A 14,887-nucleotide genomic window follows, 5' to 3' on the forward strand; every position below is an offset into this window, starting at 1 on the left:
GGGCTGCTTCAGACTGGCTTAAGGCTCTAGACTGACACTGTCAGCCCCGTTGCCAGAGCGGGGTCCGCGAAGCCAAACAAGGAAACGTCATGAGCCTGACAAAGAAACCCTCCCGCTACGGAAGCCTTTCCATCGCCATGCACTGGATCATGCTGCTGCTGATCGCGGCGGTGTACGCCAGCATGGAACTGCGCGGGAACTTCCCCAAGGGCAGCGAAGCCCGCGAGTTCCTCAAGCACTGGCACTTCGTGCTCGGCCTGAGCGTCTTCGTGCTGGTCTGGCTGCGCCTGATCGCCCGCTTCATCTACCCGACCCCGCCGATCTACCCGGCGCCGCCGAGCTGGCAGATGAAGCTGGCCAAGCTGATGCACGTAGCGCTCTACGGCCTGATGATCGGCCTGCCCCTGGCCGGCTGGGTGATCCTCAGCGCCGCCGACAAGCCGATCCCCTTCTGGGGCATGGAACTGCCCCATCTGGTGGACAAGAACCCGGATCTGGCCAAGCAGGTCAAGGAATGGCATGAGACCATCGCCGTGCTGGGCTACTGGATGATCGGCCTGCATGCCCTGGCGGCGCTGTTCCACCACTACATCAGCCGCGACAACACCCTGGTGCGCATGCTGCCGGGCAAGGGCGAGGCACGGCCTGATTAAATCGCAGGGCGTACTACCGTTCGCGGTTGTGCGCCCCTCTCTTCCCGTAGGAGCGGGCCATGCCCGCGAATCGCGCCCATGGGGCGCTCCTACAGGTTGAATCTGGCGTGCTCTCGACCCCGACCGACACCGGTCCTGCCGTCGAATCGCGGATAAATCCGCTCCTACAAAAGACGCCCAAAGAAAAAGCGCGCCATCGGGCGCGCTTTTTTCATGCCGTGGAAACTCAGATCTCCACCTGCGTCCCCAGTTCGATCACCCGGTTCAGCGGCAGGTTGAAGTAACGCAGGTTGCCGTTGGCGTTCTTCAGCAGGAAGGCGAACAGCCCCTCGCGCCAGCGCGCCATGCCGATCAGCTTGGACGGAATCACCGTCTCGCGGCTGAGGAAGTAGGTAGTGCGCATCGGGCTGAAGTCCAGTTCGTTGAGGTGGCAGAGCTTGAGCGCCAGCGGAATGTCCGGGTCTTCCATGAAGCCGAAGTGCAACACCACGCGGAAGAAGCCCTCACCGTAGGCATCCACCTCGAAACGGCGATCCGGGCTGACCCGCGGACTGTCTTCGTTGACCACGGTGAGCAGCACCACCTGCTCGTGCAGGACCTGGTTGTGCAGCAGATTGTGCAACAGCGCATGGGGCACGGCGTCGGAGCGCGCGGTGAGGAACACGGCGGTGCCCTGCACGCGGTGCGGCGGCTGCGAGCGGATGCTGGAGATGAACAGCGGCAGCGGCAGCGAACCTTCGTCGAGGCGATCCACCAGCAGTTGGCGGCCGCGCTTCCAGGTGGTCATCAGGATGAACAGGCCGATACCGGCAACCACCGGGAAGGCGCCGCCCTGAACGACCTTGGGCAGGTTGGCGGCGAAGAACAGGCTGTCCACCAGCAGCATCATCAGGAAGAACGGAATGGCCAGCCACAGCGGCCACTTCCACAGCAGCCAGATCACCACGCCCATCAGCAGGGTGGTCATCAGCATGGTGCCGGTCACCGCCACGCCGTAGGCCGAGGCCAGGGCGGCGGAGGATTCGAAACCGAGTACCAGCAGCACCACGCCCACCATCAGCGCCCAGTTCACCATGCCGATATAGATCTGGCCCTGTTCATGGCTGGAGGTGTGCTGGATCACCATGCGGGGCACGAAGCCGAGCTGAATGGCCTGGCGGGTCAGGGAGAAGGCGCCGGAAATCACCGCCTGGGACGCGATCACGGTCGCTGCGGTGGACAGCGCCACCATCGGCACCAGTGCCCAGCCCGGCGCGGTCAGGTAGAAGGGGTTACGCGCGGCATCGGCGTTGACCAGGATGGTCGCGCCCTGGCCGAAGTAGTTGAGCACCAGTGCCGGCAGCACCAGGGCGAACCAGGCGCGGGCGATCGGCTTGCGGCCGAAGTGGCCCATATCCGCATACAGCGCCTCGGCGCCGGTCAGCGCCAGCACGGTGGCGCCGAGGATGGCCACGCCGATGCCCGGGTGGGAGATGAAGAAGTTCAGTGCCCAGGCCGGGTTCATCGCCTTCAGCACTTCCGGCTGTTGCGACACGCCGTAGGCGCCCAGCGCCGCCAGGGCCACGAACCAGGCCACCATGATCGGCCCGAAGAGGATGCCGATGCGCGCGGTGCCATGCTTCTGGATGAGGAACAGGCCGACCAGCACGATCAGCGACAGCGGCACCACCCAGTGCTCCAGGCCGGTGAATGCGATCTCCAGGCCCTCGATGGCCGAGAGCACCGAGATCGCTGGGGTGATCATGCTGTCGCCGTAGAACAACGCCGCGCCAATCAGGCCGGCGATCACCACGAACGCCTGCAACCGATGCCGGCCAGTGGCGGCGCGGCGGGCCAGGGCCGACAGCGCCATCACCCCGCCCTCGCCCTGGTTATCGGCGCGCAGTACGAAGATCACGTACTTGATCGACACCACCCAGATCAGCGACCAGAAGATCAGCGAGAGCACGCCGAGCACGCCGTCGTGGTTGGGCTGTACGCCATAACCGCCGACGAAGACTTCCTTGAGGGTATACAGCGGGCTGGTGCCGATATCGCCGTAGCAGACGCCCACGGCGCCGACCATCAGGCCGATCGCGGAGCTGGAATGGGGCTGTTCATGCTCAACGGTGCCGGCGCTTGCATCGGACATGTAACAAGATTCCTCAGAAAAATTCGGCGCATCCTGCTCCGACCCTTTCGTCGATGCAAGAGCCGGTCGCATTCGATTTGAAAGACTATAGAGCCTGTTGCCCACAATTACCGGCTGGCACGCGCTTGCGGGCATCTGCGACAGCTTGTCCCAGGGAGACTGGTCAAGCGCGCGGGCTGCCGCTAGAATTGCGCACTTTTTGATCAGAGGCGCCACCAGCGCGCCCTTCGAGGTTAGCCGCACATGTCCACCGCCACCCCCAAAGTAGGTTTCGTCTCGCTCGGATGCCCGAAAGCGACTGTCGACTCCGAACGCATCCTCACCCAGCTGCGCATGGAGGGGTACGAAATCGTCCCCACCTACCAGGACGCAGACGTGGTGGTGGTGAACACCTGCGGTTTCATTGACAGTGCCAAGGCCGAGTCTCTGGACGCCATTGGCGAAGCCATCGCCGAGAACGGCAAGGTGATCGTCACCGGTTGCATGGGCGTGGCCGAAGACAGCATCCGTGACGTGCACCCCAGCGTGCTGGCCGTGACCGGCCCGCAGCAGTACGAGCAGGTGGTCAACGCCGTCCATGAAGTGATCCCGCCCAAGGCCGAGCACAACCCGCTGATCGACCTGGTGCCGCCGCAGGGCATCAAGCTGACCCCGCGCCACTACGCCTACCTGAAGATTTCCGAAGGCTGCAACCACAGCTGCAGCTTCTGCATCATCCCGTCCATGCGCGGCAAGCTGGTCAGCCGCCCGGTGGGTGACGTGCTCAGCGAAGCCCAGCGCCTGGTCAAGGCCGGCGTCAAGGAACTGCTGGTCATCTCCCAGGACACCAGCGCCTACGGCGTGGACCTGAAGTACAAGATGGACTTCTGGGACGGCCAGCCGGTGAAGACCCGCATGCTGGAGCTTTGCCAGGCGCTCTCCTCCATGGGCGTATGGGTGCGCCTGCACTACGTGTACCCGTACCCCAACGTCGACGACGTGATCCCGCTGATGGCCGAGGGCAAGCTGCTGCCCTACCTGGACATCCCCTTCCAGCACGCTAGCCCGAAAGTGCTCAAGTCCATGAAGCGCCCCGCCTTCGAGGACAAGACCCTGGCGCGCATCAAGAAGTGGCGCGAGATCTGCCCCGAGCTGACCATCCGCTCCACCTTCATCGTTGGCTTCCCCGGCGAGACCGAGGAAGACTTCCAGTACCTGCTGGACTGGCTGACCGAAGCCCAGCTCGACCGCGTCGGCTGCTTCCAGTACTCCCCGGTGGAAGGCGCCCCGGCCAACGACCTGGGTCTGGAAATCGTGCCCGACGACGTCAAGCAGGATCGTTGGGAGCGCTTCATGGCGCACCAGCAGGCGATCTCCGCCGCCCGCCTGCAACTGAAGATCGGCAAGGAAATCGACGTGCTGATCGACGAAGTGGACGATGAAGGCGCGGTCGGCCGCTCCTTCGCCGACGCCCCGGAAATCGATGGCGCGGTGTACATCGATACCTTCGATGTGAAGCCGGGCGACAAGGTGCGCGTGCGCATCACCGACGCCGACGAGTACGACCTCTGGGCCGAACTGGTCTGATCCGCAAAGCCCCGCCGATGCGGGGCTTTTCATTTCTGCTATCGGGATGCACATGACCAACAACGACGTACTGCGCAGCCTGCGCTACCTGCTGGACATCCGCGATGCCCAGGTCGCCGAGATCACCGCGCTGGCCGGCTTCAACCTCAGCGTCGAGGACGTCGGCGCCTTCCTCGCCCGCGACGACGAGCCGGACTTCAAGCCGTGCAGCGACCGCGTGCTGGCGCACTTCCTCGACGGCCTGATCGTGCATCGCCGTGGCCGCGACGAATCGCGCCCGCTGCCGCCGGTGGAACTGCCGCTGACCAACAACATCACCCTGAAGAAGCTGCGCGTGGCCTTCGAGCTGCGCGACGACGACATTCTCGCGATCCTCGACAGCGTGGGCTTCATCGTGACCAAGACGGAACTGGGCGCGCTGTTCCGCAAGCCCGGCCACAACAACTACCGGCCCTGCGGCGACCAACTGCTGCGCAACTTCCTCAAGGGCCTGACCCAGCGCCAGCAGCGCTGAGGCCGCCATGCTCGCCCGCCTTGCCGCCGACGCCGTGGTCCTGCTGCACCTGGGGTTCATCCTCTTCGTGCTGCTCGGCGGCCTGCTGGTGCTGCGCTGGCCGCGCCTGGCCTGGCTGCACCTGCCCGCGGCGGCCTGGGGCATGGCGGTGGAGTTCCTCCACCTCTACTGCCCGCTCACGCCGCTGGAAAACCACTTCCGCCAGGCGGCGGGCGATCTTGGCTACGACGGCGGTTTCATCGAGCACTACCTGATTCCGCTGATCTATCCCGCCGGGCTGACCGAGGCGATCCAGATCGGCCTCGGTCTGGTGGTGCTGGCGATCAATCTCCCGCCTTATCTGCTGCTGGCCCGGCGGCGACTGCACCCGCGCTGATCCCCGCGGGTAGATAGGCCAGGCTGACATCCCCGGTCTTGTGCGCCAGCCGCTGGCCGTTGTTCGGCCCGGACTCGATCACGCCATGATCCGCGGCCAGCCAGCCCAATGGGCGTTCTCCCGGGCGAGAGGCCTGGGTGATGATGACGGTTCGCGCCGGATCCCAGTCTTCGCCGGTGTGCTGGCGAAGCCAGATGAACAGCGCGGCGCTGTCGTGTTCCGGGTAGCCCGAACGCACGAAGCGGAACGGATATGCCTGACGCGAGCCTTGCTCTTCCAGATACATGGGCAGCCGCGCATCGTGTTCGCCGAGGATCAGTACCCGCCACTGCGACCAGGGCGCCGTCCGCTCAGCCTGGCTGCGCACGTCGCTGGCGAACCCCGGAACCCCACCGCCACCATTGCTCCACGGGTAGGCCACGCCCAGCACCAGCAGCATCACCACCGCGCCCGCGCCGAGCGCTCGCGGCCAGATGCGCCCCAGCCCGGCCAGACCGCGCCGATGGCGAACCTCCACCACCCACCAGGCAGCCAGCAACTGGGCGAACGGCACCAGCGGCAGCACGTAGTAGCTGCGCCGGCTACCGCTGGCGGTGAAGAACGCGAACAGCAGCACCAGGGCCCAGACCAGCCAGCGCGCGTTGGGCTCCAGCTGCTTCCAGTGACGCGCCGCGTACCACAGGCCGATGATCCACAGTGGCGCCCAGGGCAAGGTGTAGACCGGCAGATAAATCAGGTAGGTGTAGATCGGCCCCTCGTGGTCGAAGGGCTGGAAGAAGCGCACCACGTTCTCGCGGAACACCAGCGCCAGGCCGCTCTCGCCATAGGTGGGCTGGCCGTACAGGTGCGACAGCACGAAGGGAATCGCGTACACGCCGCCGGAGACCACGAGCGCCGCCACCAGCCGCAGGTTGAGATGCCGCCGCCAGCGACCGGCGCTGAATAGGTGCGGCAGCAGCACCAGGACCGGCAGGACGAATCCGATAAGGCCCTTGCACAGCGAGGTCAGCGTCAGGATCAGACAGAACCCCAGGTAGTGCGAGAAGCGCGTATCCTCCGGCCCGCGCCAGTACCAGGCCAGTGCCGCCAGCACGCCGAACACGGTCAGCATGTCCGCCGTCGCCACCCGCCCCCAGAACAGGAAATAGAAGGTGGTCGCCATCAGCCAGCCGGCCAGCAGGCCGGTGCCCTTGCGCAGCAGATGCTCGCCCAGCCACCAGACCAGCCAGACGCTGCCCAGCCCGGCGAGCACACTGCTGGCGCGCAGCGTCCAGTGATTGAGGCCGAACAGACTGGCCGGCGCCGCGATCAGCCAATAGGACAGCAGCGGCTTGTCGTAGTACGGCGCACCGCTCAGGTAGGGGTCGAGATAGTCCCGCGACTGCAGCATCTGCAGCACGATGTCCGCCCAGCGCACCTCCGGCCCCCAGACCTCGCGGCCGCCCAGGCCGAACACCAGCAACAGGAAGGAAACGCCCAGCAACAGTGCCAACGCCTTGCGATCTTTGCTCCAACCCTGCATCACCCGGCCCCCGGCCACCCGAACGTACAGCGGACACTAGAGCAGCGATGGTTATGCGCCGGTTAAGAAAATGCAGCCATCGCGTAATGCGTCGGCATTTCCCGGTTGGATAGTGCTCGGAGCGCCCCGGCGATCCCGCTAGGGTGAGGCGAAACCCCAGCCAGGAGAGGCTCATGCACCCGTACTTTTCCCTCGCCGGACGGACCGCCCTGGTCACCGGCGGCACCCGTGGCATCGGCCGGATGATCGCCCAGGGCCTGCTCGAAGCCGGCGCCAAGGTGATCATCTGCGCCCGCGACGGCGCCGCCTGCGCCGACACCGCCGCTGAGCTGTCGCAGTACGGCCAGTGCATCGGCCTGCCGGCCAACCTCGCCACCGAGGAAGGAGCCCGCGCCCTCGCCGCCGAGCTGAGCGAGCGCCTGGACCACCTCGACATCCTGGTGAACAACGCGGGCACCACCTGGGGCGCGCCGCTGGAAAGCTACCCTGCCTCGGGCTGGGAGAAGGTCATGCAACTCAACGTCACCGCCGTGTTCAGCTGCATCCAGCAACTGCTGCCGCTGCTGAAGAAGGCCGGCAGCGCCGAAAGCCCCGCGCGGGTGATCAACATCGGCTCGGTGGCCGGCGTCACCTCCCACGGCGAGAACGCCTATGCCTATGGCCCGAGCAAGGCCGCGCTGCACCAGCTGTCGCGCATGCTCGCCCGCGAACTGGTGAGCGACCACATCAACGTCAACGTCATCGCCCCCGGCCGCTTCCCCAGCAAAATGACCCGTCACATCGCCAACGACGAGCAGGCCATGGCCGCGGACACTGCCGTCATCCCCATGCGCCGTTGGGGCCGAGAGGAAGAAATGTCCGCCCTGGCCATCAGCCTGGCGAGCGCTGCCGGCGCCTACATGACCGGCAACATCATCCCCATCGATGGCGGCTTCCACCTCGGATAATCGCCGAATCGGGTACCATGGCGGCCCCTGCTACAGCCCATGCCGCCATGTCCTACACCATCTCGCCGATCGGCCACGTCCGCTCCTGCTTCAAGGAGAAGTTCGCCATCCCGCGCCAGCCGCAACTGGCCCCGGCCGCGACCGGCGTGCTGGAACTGCTGCCGCCGTTCGACACCGGCGATGCGGTGGAGGGGCTGGAGCAGGTCAGCCACGTCTGGCTGATCTTCCTCTTCCACCAGGCGCTGGAAGACAAGCCACGGCTGAAAGTGCGCCCGCCGCGCCTGGGCGGCAACCGCTCGCTGGGCGTGTTCGCCACCCGCGCCACCCACCGGCCCAACGGCCTCGGCCAGTCGGTGGTGAAACTGGAGAAGGTCGAGCCCGGCCGCCTCTGGCTCTCCGGCATCGACCTGCTGGACGGCACGCCGGTGATCGACATCAAGCCCTACGTCCCCTACGCCGACATTGTCGCCGACGCACGCAACGCCATCGCCGATGCCCCGCCTGCGTCCATCGCCGTGAACTGGAGCGACGAGGCCCTGCGCCAGGCCATCGAGCACGGCTTGCGCCTCGGCCAGCCGGTGCGCGAGCTCGTCGAGCAGTGCCTCGCCCAGGACCCGCGCCCGGCCTACCAGAAGCCGCCGCCCGAGCGCCGCTATGGCGTGCGCCTGTGGGACCTGGACGTGCACTGGCACTACCCCGCCGACGGCGAAATCTGCGTGCTCGACCTCGCCCGCAGCGAAGGCTGAAGCACCTCAGCTCGCCGGATTGAGGGCGATTACCTCGCTCTCGAAGCATTCCTGCTCGAGGATCAGCGGCTCCACCAGCGGACGGCTGTCGCGGAAATGCGCGGTCTGGGTGTGCGCGTCATACGCCGCGTCGTCGCGGTAGATCTCGTAGAGGTAGATCACATTCGGATCGACGCGGTCCTGGGAAACATCGAACACCAGGCAACCCGGCTCGCTGCTTACGGAAGCGGCGGCATTGACCTTGATGGCAGCCAGGAACTCCTCGGCGGTGCCGGGCTTCACACGGGTCTTGATAAAGAGACTGTACACAGGGCGATCCTTTTGTTTTAAATTTAAAAATAAATTGTATACAAAAAAGGAATCCCGTCCATGTCCGATCTCCCTGCCCGCCCCGGCCGCCTCAACGGCCTTCGCCATCTCGCCCTGCTGGTACCGAATCTGGAGGAATGCGAGCGCTTCTACGTCGACGTGCTCGGCATGCAGGTGCTCAACCGCGCCAACGAGGACCTGGTGTACCTCACCTGCGGCAACGACAACCTCTCCCTCGGGCGAGGGGTCGGCGCGGCCAACGGTTTGCAGACCATGGATCACTACGGCTTCATCGTCGACAGCGTGGAAGAGCTGGAAGCCTGGTACCAGTACTTCAAGGCCCGTGGCGTGACCCTGCTGGACCGTCCCTTCGACCATGGCGACGGCGCGCGCAGCTTCCACCTGCTCGACCCGGCGGGGAACAAGGTGCAGCCGCTGTATCACCCGGCGGTTTCCGGCCAACGCCTGGCGTGAAGCACTTGTAGGAGCGGACTCCGTCCGCGATGAGTCTGTACCGCGCCGGAAACCATCGCGGACGGAGTCCGCTCCTACGTAAATCCAGTCGCCGGAAGAAATTCGGCCGTAAAAAAACGCCGCGATCCCAAAGGAATCGCGGCGTTCTTTCAACTGAACAGCGCGGTTTACTTCTCGACGAAGGCGCGCTCGATCAGGTAGTCGCCCGGCTCGCCCATGCGCGGGGAAATCTGCAGGCCGAAGCCGTTCAGCACTTCGCTGGTCTCGTCCAGCATGCTCGGGCTGCCGCAGATCATCGCGCGGTCGTCCTGCGGGTTCATCGGCGGCAGGCCGATGTCGGCGAACAGCTTGCCGCTGCGCATCAGGTCAGTCTGGCGGCCCATGCTATGGAACTCTTCACGGGTGACCAGCGGGCAATAGATCAGTTTCTCTTTCACCATGTCGCCGAAGTACTCGTGCTCCGGCAGAACCTTGGTGATGAAGTCCGCGTAGGCCAGCTCGCTGACCCAGCGCACGCCGTGGACCAGGATGACCTTCTCGAACTTCTCGTAGACTTCCGGATCCTGGATGACCGACAGGAACGGCGCCATGCCGGTGCCGGTGCTCAGCAGGTACAGGTGCTTGCCGGGCTTGAGGTCATCCAGCACCAGGGTGCCGGTGGGCTTGCGGCTGACCATCAGCTCGTCGCCTTCCTTCAGGTGCTGCAGACGCGAAGTCAACGGACCGTCCGGGACCTTGATACTGAAGAACTCCAGGTGCTCTTCGTAGTTCGGGCTGGCAATGCTGTACGCGCGCATCAGCGGACGACCGTTGACTTCCAGACCGATCATCACGAACTGGCCGGTCTTGAAGCGCAGGCCCGGGTTACGGGTGGTCTTGAAGCTGAAGAGGGTGTCGTTCCAGTGGTGCACGCTGAGAACGCGTTCGGTGTACAGGTTGCTCATCAAGGACTCCTAGGAGAAACGTGGCGCACCCCAGCGAATCCCGGACGTAGCGCAATTGCGCGACATTTTATAGGCGGCGACAATATCCGCAAAATAAATTATCTGGATATTGCTAATCCAAAACGCAGATAAGGCCGCCCAAGTCGCCGCGAAAGGATACCGTCAGGCCCTTCCTACGCCGGGGTGACGAAATGTCGCGCGGTCTTTTCCGGAGCCCCCATCCATGAAGTTCACCCTGCGCCAGCTCGAAGTCTTCGTCGCCGTCGCCCAGCAGGAAAGCGTCTCCCGCGCCGCCGAAGCACTGTCCATGTCGCAGTCGGCCACCAGCACCGCACTCGGCGAGCTGGAGCGGCAGTTCGACTGCAAGCTGTTCGACCGCTCCGGCAAGCGCCTGACCCTCAACGCCCTCGGCCGCCAGCTGCTGCCCCAGGCGGTGGCGCTGCTCGACCGTGGCAGCGAGATCGAGAACATGCTCAACGGCAAGAGCGCCTTCGGCTCGCTGGACCTGGGCGCCACCCTGACCATCGGCAACTACCTGGCGACCCTGCTGATCGGCCGCTTCATGCAGCGCCAGGCGGACTGCCGGGTACGTCTGCACGTGCACAACACCGCCCACGTGGTGCAGCGCATCGCCCACTACGAGCTGGACCTGGGGCTGATCGAAGGCGACTGCCAGCACCCGGACATCGAAGTGCAGCCCTGGATGGAAGACGAACTGGTGGTGTTCTGCGCGCCGCAGCACCCGCTGGCGCGCGAGGGCCGCGCGGACCTGCCACGGTTGATCGAGGAAGCCTGGATTCTGCGCGAACAGGGCTCCGGCACGCGCCTGACCTTCGACCAGGCCATGCGGCACCATGTGGAGCCGTTGAACGTGAGGCTTGAGCTGGAGCACACCGAGGCGATCAAGCGCGCGGTGGAGTCGGGGCTGGGGATCGGCTGCATTTCGCGCCTGGCCCTGCGCGACGCCTTCCGCCGCGGCAGCCTGGTGCCGGTGGAAACCCCGGACCTGGACCTGCGCCGGCAGTTCTACTTCATCTGGCACCGGCAGAAGTACCAGACCGCGACCATGCGCGAATTCCTCGACCTGTGCCGAAGCGAAACGGCGGGCGTGACGCGCAGCGACGAAATCGTGCTGCCGATGATTCCCTGATGGGCGATCGCCCTGCGCTCTGCGCTTTTCGTAGGAGCGGACTTCGTCCGCGATCCGCCCCGCGACGAGGATCATCGCGGACGGAGTCCGCTCCTACGGAAGTTTCGCCTCACCTGTAGGAGCGAGCTTGCTCGCGAACGGGAACGCGCCGTGCCTTGCAGGTTCGCGAGCAAGCTCGCTCCTACAGGGGATGACCGAGGCTCAGCCCAGCAGAATGCCAGCCCAGGTCACCGTGATGATGGTCAGCGCCACGAACTGGGCGGCGCTGCCCATGTCCTTGGCGTTCTTCGACAGCGGGTGGCGCTCCAGCGAAACCCGGTCCACCACCGCCTCGATGGCGGAGTTGAGCAGTTCGACGATCAGTGCCAGCAGGCACACGGCGATCAGCAGTGCGCGCTCGCCACGGGTGACGTCGCAGAAGAACGACAGCGGGATCAGGATGACGTTGATCAGCACCAGCTGGCGGAAGGCCGCTTCACCCTTGAAGGCGGCGACGAAGCCGGCCAGGGAATAACCAGCAGCATTGATGATGCGTTTCGGGCCGGTCTGGCCTTTGAAGGGGGAAGCGGACACGAGTGATTCTCACAGGTAAAAGTCGCGGCACTCTATACCAGTGCGCGTAAAAAAGGGGTCATTCGGTTTGACAGGATGTGACGAAGTCACGCCCCCGGGACCGACTCCATCTGTTGCAGCAGCAGCGCCGCCTGGGTGCGGGTGCGTACGTTGAGTTTGCGGAAGATCGCGGTGACGTGGGCCTTCACCGTGGCTTCGGAGACGTTCAGCTCGAAGGCGATCTGCTTGTTCAGCAGGCCTTCGCAGACCATGGTCAGCACGCGGAACTGCTGCGGCGTGAGGCTGGCAAGGCCGGCGCTGGCCGCGCGAACTTCCTCGCTCATCTCGGTCGCCGCATCCACCTGCGGCGGCCACCAGACGTCGCCGTCGAGCACCGCGCGTACGGCCTGCTGCAGGGTGCTCATCTCGCTGGACTTGGGAATGAAGCCGCTGGCGCCGAACTCGCGGGAGCGCTGCACCACGGCGGCGTCTTCCTGGGCCGAGACCATCACCACCGGAATCTGCGGATACTGCCCGCGCAACAGCACCAGGCCGGAGAAGCCGTAGGCGCCGGGCATGTTCAGGTCCAGCAGGACCAGGTCCCAGTCCGCCTTTTCGTTCAGCCTGGCTTCCAGCTCCGCGATGCTCGCCGCCTCCGACAGTCGCGCCTCGGGTCCGAGGCCGATGGTCAGGGCCTGGTGCAGAGCACTGCGGAACAGCGGGTGATCGTCAGCGATCAGGATCTCGTAGGAAGCCATGGAAATTCCTTGAAGGCCGCGCCGAGTCTTGCCGTGGATAACAGCCAAACCTGCGCAGGAAAGGTCGGAGCCGGATAGAGCACTGCCCGTGCATTGTACGCAAAGACAGCCCCCGGTGTCCGCGCCAATGCGAGCCCGGTACACGTGCCGTTGCGCCCGCGCGCAAGGCGCGCCCCTTTCCAACCGCCCAGGCTTGCGGCAGAGTTCCGCTCTTTTCCTGCCGTTCGAGAACAACAAGATGAAAAGCCACGCGCTGCGCGCCGATATCCTGATGCTGTTTACCGCGATGATCTGGGGGGTTTCCTTCGTCGCGCAGCGTCTGGGGATGGACGCCATCGGCCCGTTCCTCTACACCGGCCTGCGCTTCGCCCTGGGCGCCCTGGCGCTGCTGCCGCTGCTGGCCTGGTCGCGCAAGCGCGGTGCCCAGCCGTTCAACCGCGGCCTGCTGCTGGCGGGTCTGGCCATCGGCGTTGCGCTGACCCTGGGGATCAACCTGCAGCAGGTCGGCCTGCTGTTCACCAGCGTCACCAACTCCGGCTTCATCACCGGGCTGTACGTCATCATCGTGCCGCTGCTGGGGCTGCTGTTCGGCCATCGCGCCGGCGTCGGCACCTGGCTGGCCGCGGCGCTGGCGGTGGTCGGCATGGCCTTGCTGAGCATCGGGCCGGACTTCCAGGTTGCCTCCGGCGACTGGCTGCAACTGACCGGCGCCTTCGTCTGGGGTGGCCACATGCTGCTGGTGGGCCTGTTCGCCAGCCGCTACGACCCGATCCGCCTGGCCTTCCTGCAGTTCGTCACCTGCTCGGTGGTGAGCCTGATCCTGGCGCTGATCTTCGAAGAGATTCACTGGGCGGCCATCGTCCAGGCCGGTCCCGCACTGATCTACGGCGGCCTGTTCGGCGTCGCCACCGGTTTCACCCTGCAGGTCGTGGCACAGAAGCACGCCATCGCCTCCCACGCGGCGATCATCCTTTCGCTGGAGGCGGTATTCGCCGCCATTGCCGGTGCACTCTTCCTCGACGAAAACCTGCACCTGCGCGGCTACATCGGCTGTGCGCTGATGCTTGCCGGCATGCTGGTGGCACAGCTGTGGCCGAAGAAGGTTGAAGCGAAGGTAGCCTGAAGCACCGCGCTCCTACACTCATCCCGCGCGCGTCCCGGCTGACGTAGGAGCGGATTCCGTCCGCGATCGATCCACCCTCCCCACTCCGTCTGGGCAGTGATTGCCAAACGCAGCCATCGCGGACAAAGTCCGCTTCTACCTTCTTCTGGATCCCCGCGTTCGCGGGGATGACGATTGCGGAGGACTACGCACAAAACCGTCACTCCCGCGAACGCGGGAGCCCAAAAGACAGTTGCTCCTACGCTCGTCCCAGCGCCAGAGCAACCAGTTCAGCGCTGGGTAAACGGCCTCAGCGCCTGATGCGCCGGGCTCTGCTCATCCAGCGGCTGCTGGCGCTTGGAGCCCAGGTAGCGCTCGCTGAACACGTCCAGGTAGGCATCCAGCGCGTCCCCGGCGCGGCGGTCGCCCGCCAGCCCCAGGCACAGTGCCGCCACTTCCGCGGTACACAGGTGCTCGTCGAACTTGGAGCGGCGCAGGCGGTAGCGCGACAGGGCATCGGGGGTGATGCTCAGCACCGGGAAACGGTCCAGGTACGGGCTCTTGCGGAACATCTTGCGCGCCTCGTTCCAGGTCGCGTCCAACAGGATGAACAGCGGGCGCTTGCCTTCCTGCGGCACCACGTCGGTCACCACCCGCTCGGGCTGGACGAACTCACCAGGGAAGACCACATAGGGCTGCCACTGCGGATCGTCGAGCAAGGCCACCAGGGCCGGATCGACCTCGATGCGCGACCAGCCGAACGCCCAGGTGTCGGGCACCGTCTCGGCGATCAGCCAGCCGGTGTTGCTGGGCTTGAGCGGTTCGGTGTCGAACATCACCAGGCACATCGCCGCGTTCGACTCCACCTGCGGACGCAGGTCGCACATGCAGTAGTTCGGCCGCAGGCGGCAACCGGCGCAACGCGGCGAGCGCGAACCACGGGCCACGAACGGCTTGACGCAGCGGGCCAGGCGCTCATCGCGCAGACGGGCAACAGCGTGGCTCATGGCTGCGCCGCCGCGATGGAAGGAAGGAATCGGAACATCGATGACTCGGACAGAACGACGAAGGCAGGCCGGCGATTGTACCAGAGCCGCCCCCGCCCCGATCCGGACGACCGGCGAATCGCCCGCAGCGGGCGTT

16 protein-coding genes are annotated in these 14,887 nt (G+C 65.5%); 9 read left to right on the top strand and 7 right to left on the bottom strand.

Annotated elements, in window-relative coordinates; translation table 11 throughout:
* Window positions 1-89: 89 nt before the first annotated feature.
* Window positions 90-653: a cytochrome b gene (locus ACQ5BL_RS09380; RefSeq protein ID WP_243808782.1), complete on the top strand. Its 564-nt coding sequence runs from the start codon at window positions 90-92 to the stop codon at window positions 651-653.
* A 226-nt stretch (window positions 654-879) separates the two neighbouring features.
* Here ACQ5BL_RS09380 and ACQ5BL_RS09385 read toward each other — a convergent pair whose 3' ends face one another.
* Entirely contained in the window at window positions 880-2,784 is a 1,905-nt protein-coding gene (locus ACQ5BL_RS09385; protein ID WP_243808781.1) for a potassium transporter Kup, read from the bottom strand.
* A gap of 243 nt (window positions 2,785-3,027) precedes the next feature.
* Between ACQ5BL_RS09385 and rimO the strand changes: the two genes are divergently transcribed.
* From rimO to ACQ5BL_RS09400, 3 genes are read left to right on the top strand one after another with little or no spacing between them, the layout of a single operon-like run.
* Window positions 3,028-4,350, top strand: a complete 1,323-nt coding sequence (rimO, locus tag ACQ5BL_RS09390; protein ID WP_207885392.1) for a 30S ribosomal protein S12 methylthiotransferase RimO — start codon at window positions 3,028-3,030, stop codon at window positions 4,348-4,350.
* Between the two features lie 52 nt (window positions 4,351-4,402).
* The gene (locus ACQ5BL_RS09395; protein ID WP_243808780.1) at window positions 4,403-4,864 is read left to right on the top strand and encodes a DUF1456 family protein; all 462 of its coding nucleotides are present in this window, start codon (window positions 4,403-4,405) and stop codon (window positions 4,862-4,864) included.
* A gap of 7 nt (window positions 4,865-4,871) precedes the next feature.
* Window positions 4,872-5,240, top strand: coding sequence for a DUF2784 domain-containing protein (locus tag ACQ5BL_RS09400; RefSeq protein ID WP_243808779.1), 369 nt, complete (start codon window positions 4,872-4,874; stop codon window positions 5,238-5,240).
* On the opposite strand, the gene ACQ5BL_RS09405 is transcribed toward ACQ5BL_RS09400, so the two are convergent.
* Window positions 5,188-6,762: an ArnT family glycosyltransferase gene (locus tag ACQ5BL_RS09405; protein WP_243808778.1), complete on the bottom strand. Its 1,575-nt coding sequence runs from the start codon at window positions 6,760-6,762 to the stop codon at window positions 5,188-5,190. The two genes, ACQ5BL_RS09400 and ACQ5BL_RS09405, sit on opposite strands and share 53 nt — an antisense overlap.
* A gap of 173 nt (window positions 6,763-6,935) precedes the next feature.
* On the opposite strand from ACQ5BL_RS09405, the gene ACQ5BL_RS09410 reads away from it, so the two are divergent.
* A complete protein-coding gene (locus ACQ5BL_RS09410) occupies window positions 6,936-7,709 on the top strand; it encodes an SDR family oxidoreductase (protein ID WP_243808777.1) in 774 nt (257 codons plus the stop codon).
* Window positions 7,710-7,756: 47 nt separating this feature from the next.
* Window positions 7,757-8,455, top strand: a complete 699-nt coding sequence (gene tsaA, locus ACQ5BL_RS09415; protein WP_243808786.1) for a tRNA (N6-threonylcarbamoyladenosine(37)-N6)-methyltransferase TrmO — start codon at window positions 7,757-7,759, stop codon at window positions 8,453-8,455.
* A gap of 6 nt (window positions 8,456-8,461) precedes the next feature.
* Here tsaA and ACQ5BL_RS09420 read toward each other — a convergent pair whose 3' ends face one another.
* Window positions 8,462-8,764: a putative quinol monooxygenase gene (locus tag ACQ5BL_RS09420; protein ID WP_243808776.1), complete on the bottom strand. Its 303-nt coding sequence runs from the start codon at window positions 8,762-8,764 to the stop codon at window positions 8,462-8,464.
* Window positions 8,765-8,824: 60 nt separating this feature from the next.
* Here ACQ5BL_RS09420 and ACQ5BL_RS09425 point away from each other — a divergent pair, with 60 nt between their 5' ends.
* Window positions 8,825-9,238 (top strand): VOC family protein, encoded by a 414-nt coding sequence (locus tag ACQ5BL_RS09425; protein WP_243808775.1) that lies wholly within the window; start codon window positions 8,825-8,827, stop codon window positions 9,236-9,238.
* A gap of 167 nt (window positions 9,239-9,405) precedes the next feature.
* On the opposite strand, the gene fpr is transcribed toward ACQ5BL_RS09425, so the two are convergent.
* Complete coding sequence (gene fpr / locus ACQ5BL_RS09430) at window positions 9,406-10,182, bottom strand: ferredoxin-NADP reductase (protein WP_015476307.1); 777 nt, start codon at window positions 10,180-10,182, stop codon at window positions 9,406-9,408.
* Between the two features lie 223 nt (window positions 10,183-10,405).
* Here fpr and ACQ5BL_RS09435 point away from each other — a divergent pair, with 223 nt between their 5' ends.
* Window positions 10,406-11,332 (top strand): LysR family transcriptional regulator, encoded by a 927-nt coding sequence (locus ACQ5BL_RS09435; RefSeq protein WP_207885400.1) that lies wholly within the window; start codon window positions 10,406-10,408, stop codon window positions 11,330-11,332.
* Between the two features lie 201 nt (window positions 11,333-11,533).
* Here ACQ5BL_RS09435 and ACQ5BL_RS09440 read toward each other — a convergent pair whose 3' ends face one another.
* Window positions 11,534-11,905 (bottom strand): diacylglycerol kinase, encoded by a 372-nt coding sequence (locus ACQ5BL_RS09440; RefSeq protein ID WP_207885401.1) that lies wholly within the window; start codon window positions 11,903-11,905, stop codon window positions 11,534-11,536.
* A gap of 86 nt (window positions 11,906-11,991) precedes the next feature.
* Entirely contained in the window at window positions 11,992-12,642 is a 651-nt protein-coding gene (erdR, locus tag ACQ5BL_RS09445) for a response regulator transcription factor ErdR (protein WP_243808774.1), read from the bottom strand.
* 238 nt (window positions 12,643-12,880) lie between these two features.
* Here erdR and ACQ5BL_RS09450 point away from each other — a divergent pair, with 238 nt between their 5' ends.
* Window positions 12,881-13,765, top strand: a complete 885-nt coding sequence (locus ACQ5BL_RS09450; RefSeq protein WP_243808773.1) for a DMT family transporter — start codon at window positions 12,881-12,883, stop codon at window positions 13,763-13,765.
* Between the two features lie 269 nt (window positions 13,766-14,034).
* On the opposite strand, the gene ACQ5BL_RS09455 is transcribed toward ACQ5BL_RS09450, so the two are convergent.
* Complete coding sequence (locus ACQ5BL_RS09455; protein ID WP_243808772.1) at window positions 14,035-14,751, bottom strand: tRNA-uridine aminocarboxypropyltransferase; 717 nt, start codon at window positions 14,749-14,751, stop codon at window positions 14,035-14,037.
* Window positions 14,752-14,887 lie beyond the last annotated feature (136 nt).

The sequence above is a fragment of the Pseudomonas sp. B1-22 genome, assembly GCF_050474425.1.
Lineage (GTDB): Bacteria > Pseudomonadota > Gammaproteobacteria > Pseudomonadales > Pseudomonadaceae > Pseudomonas.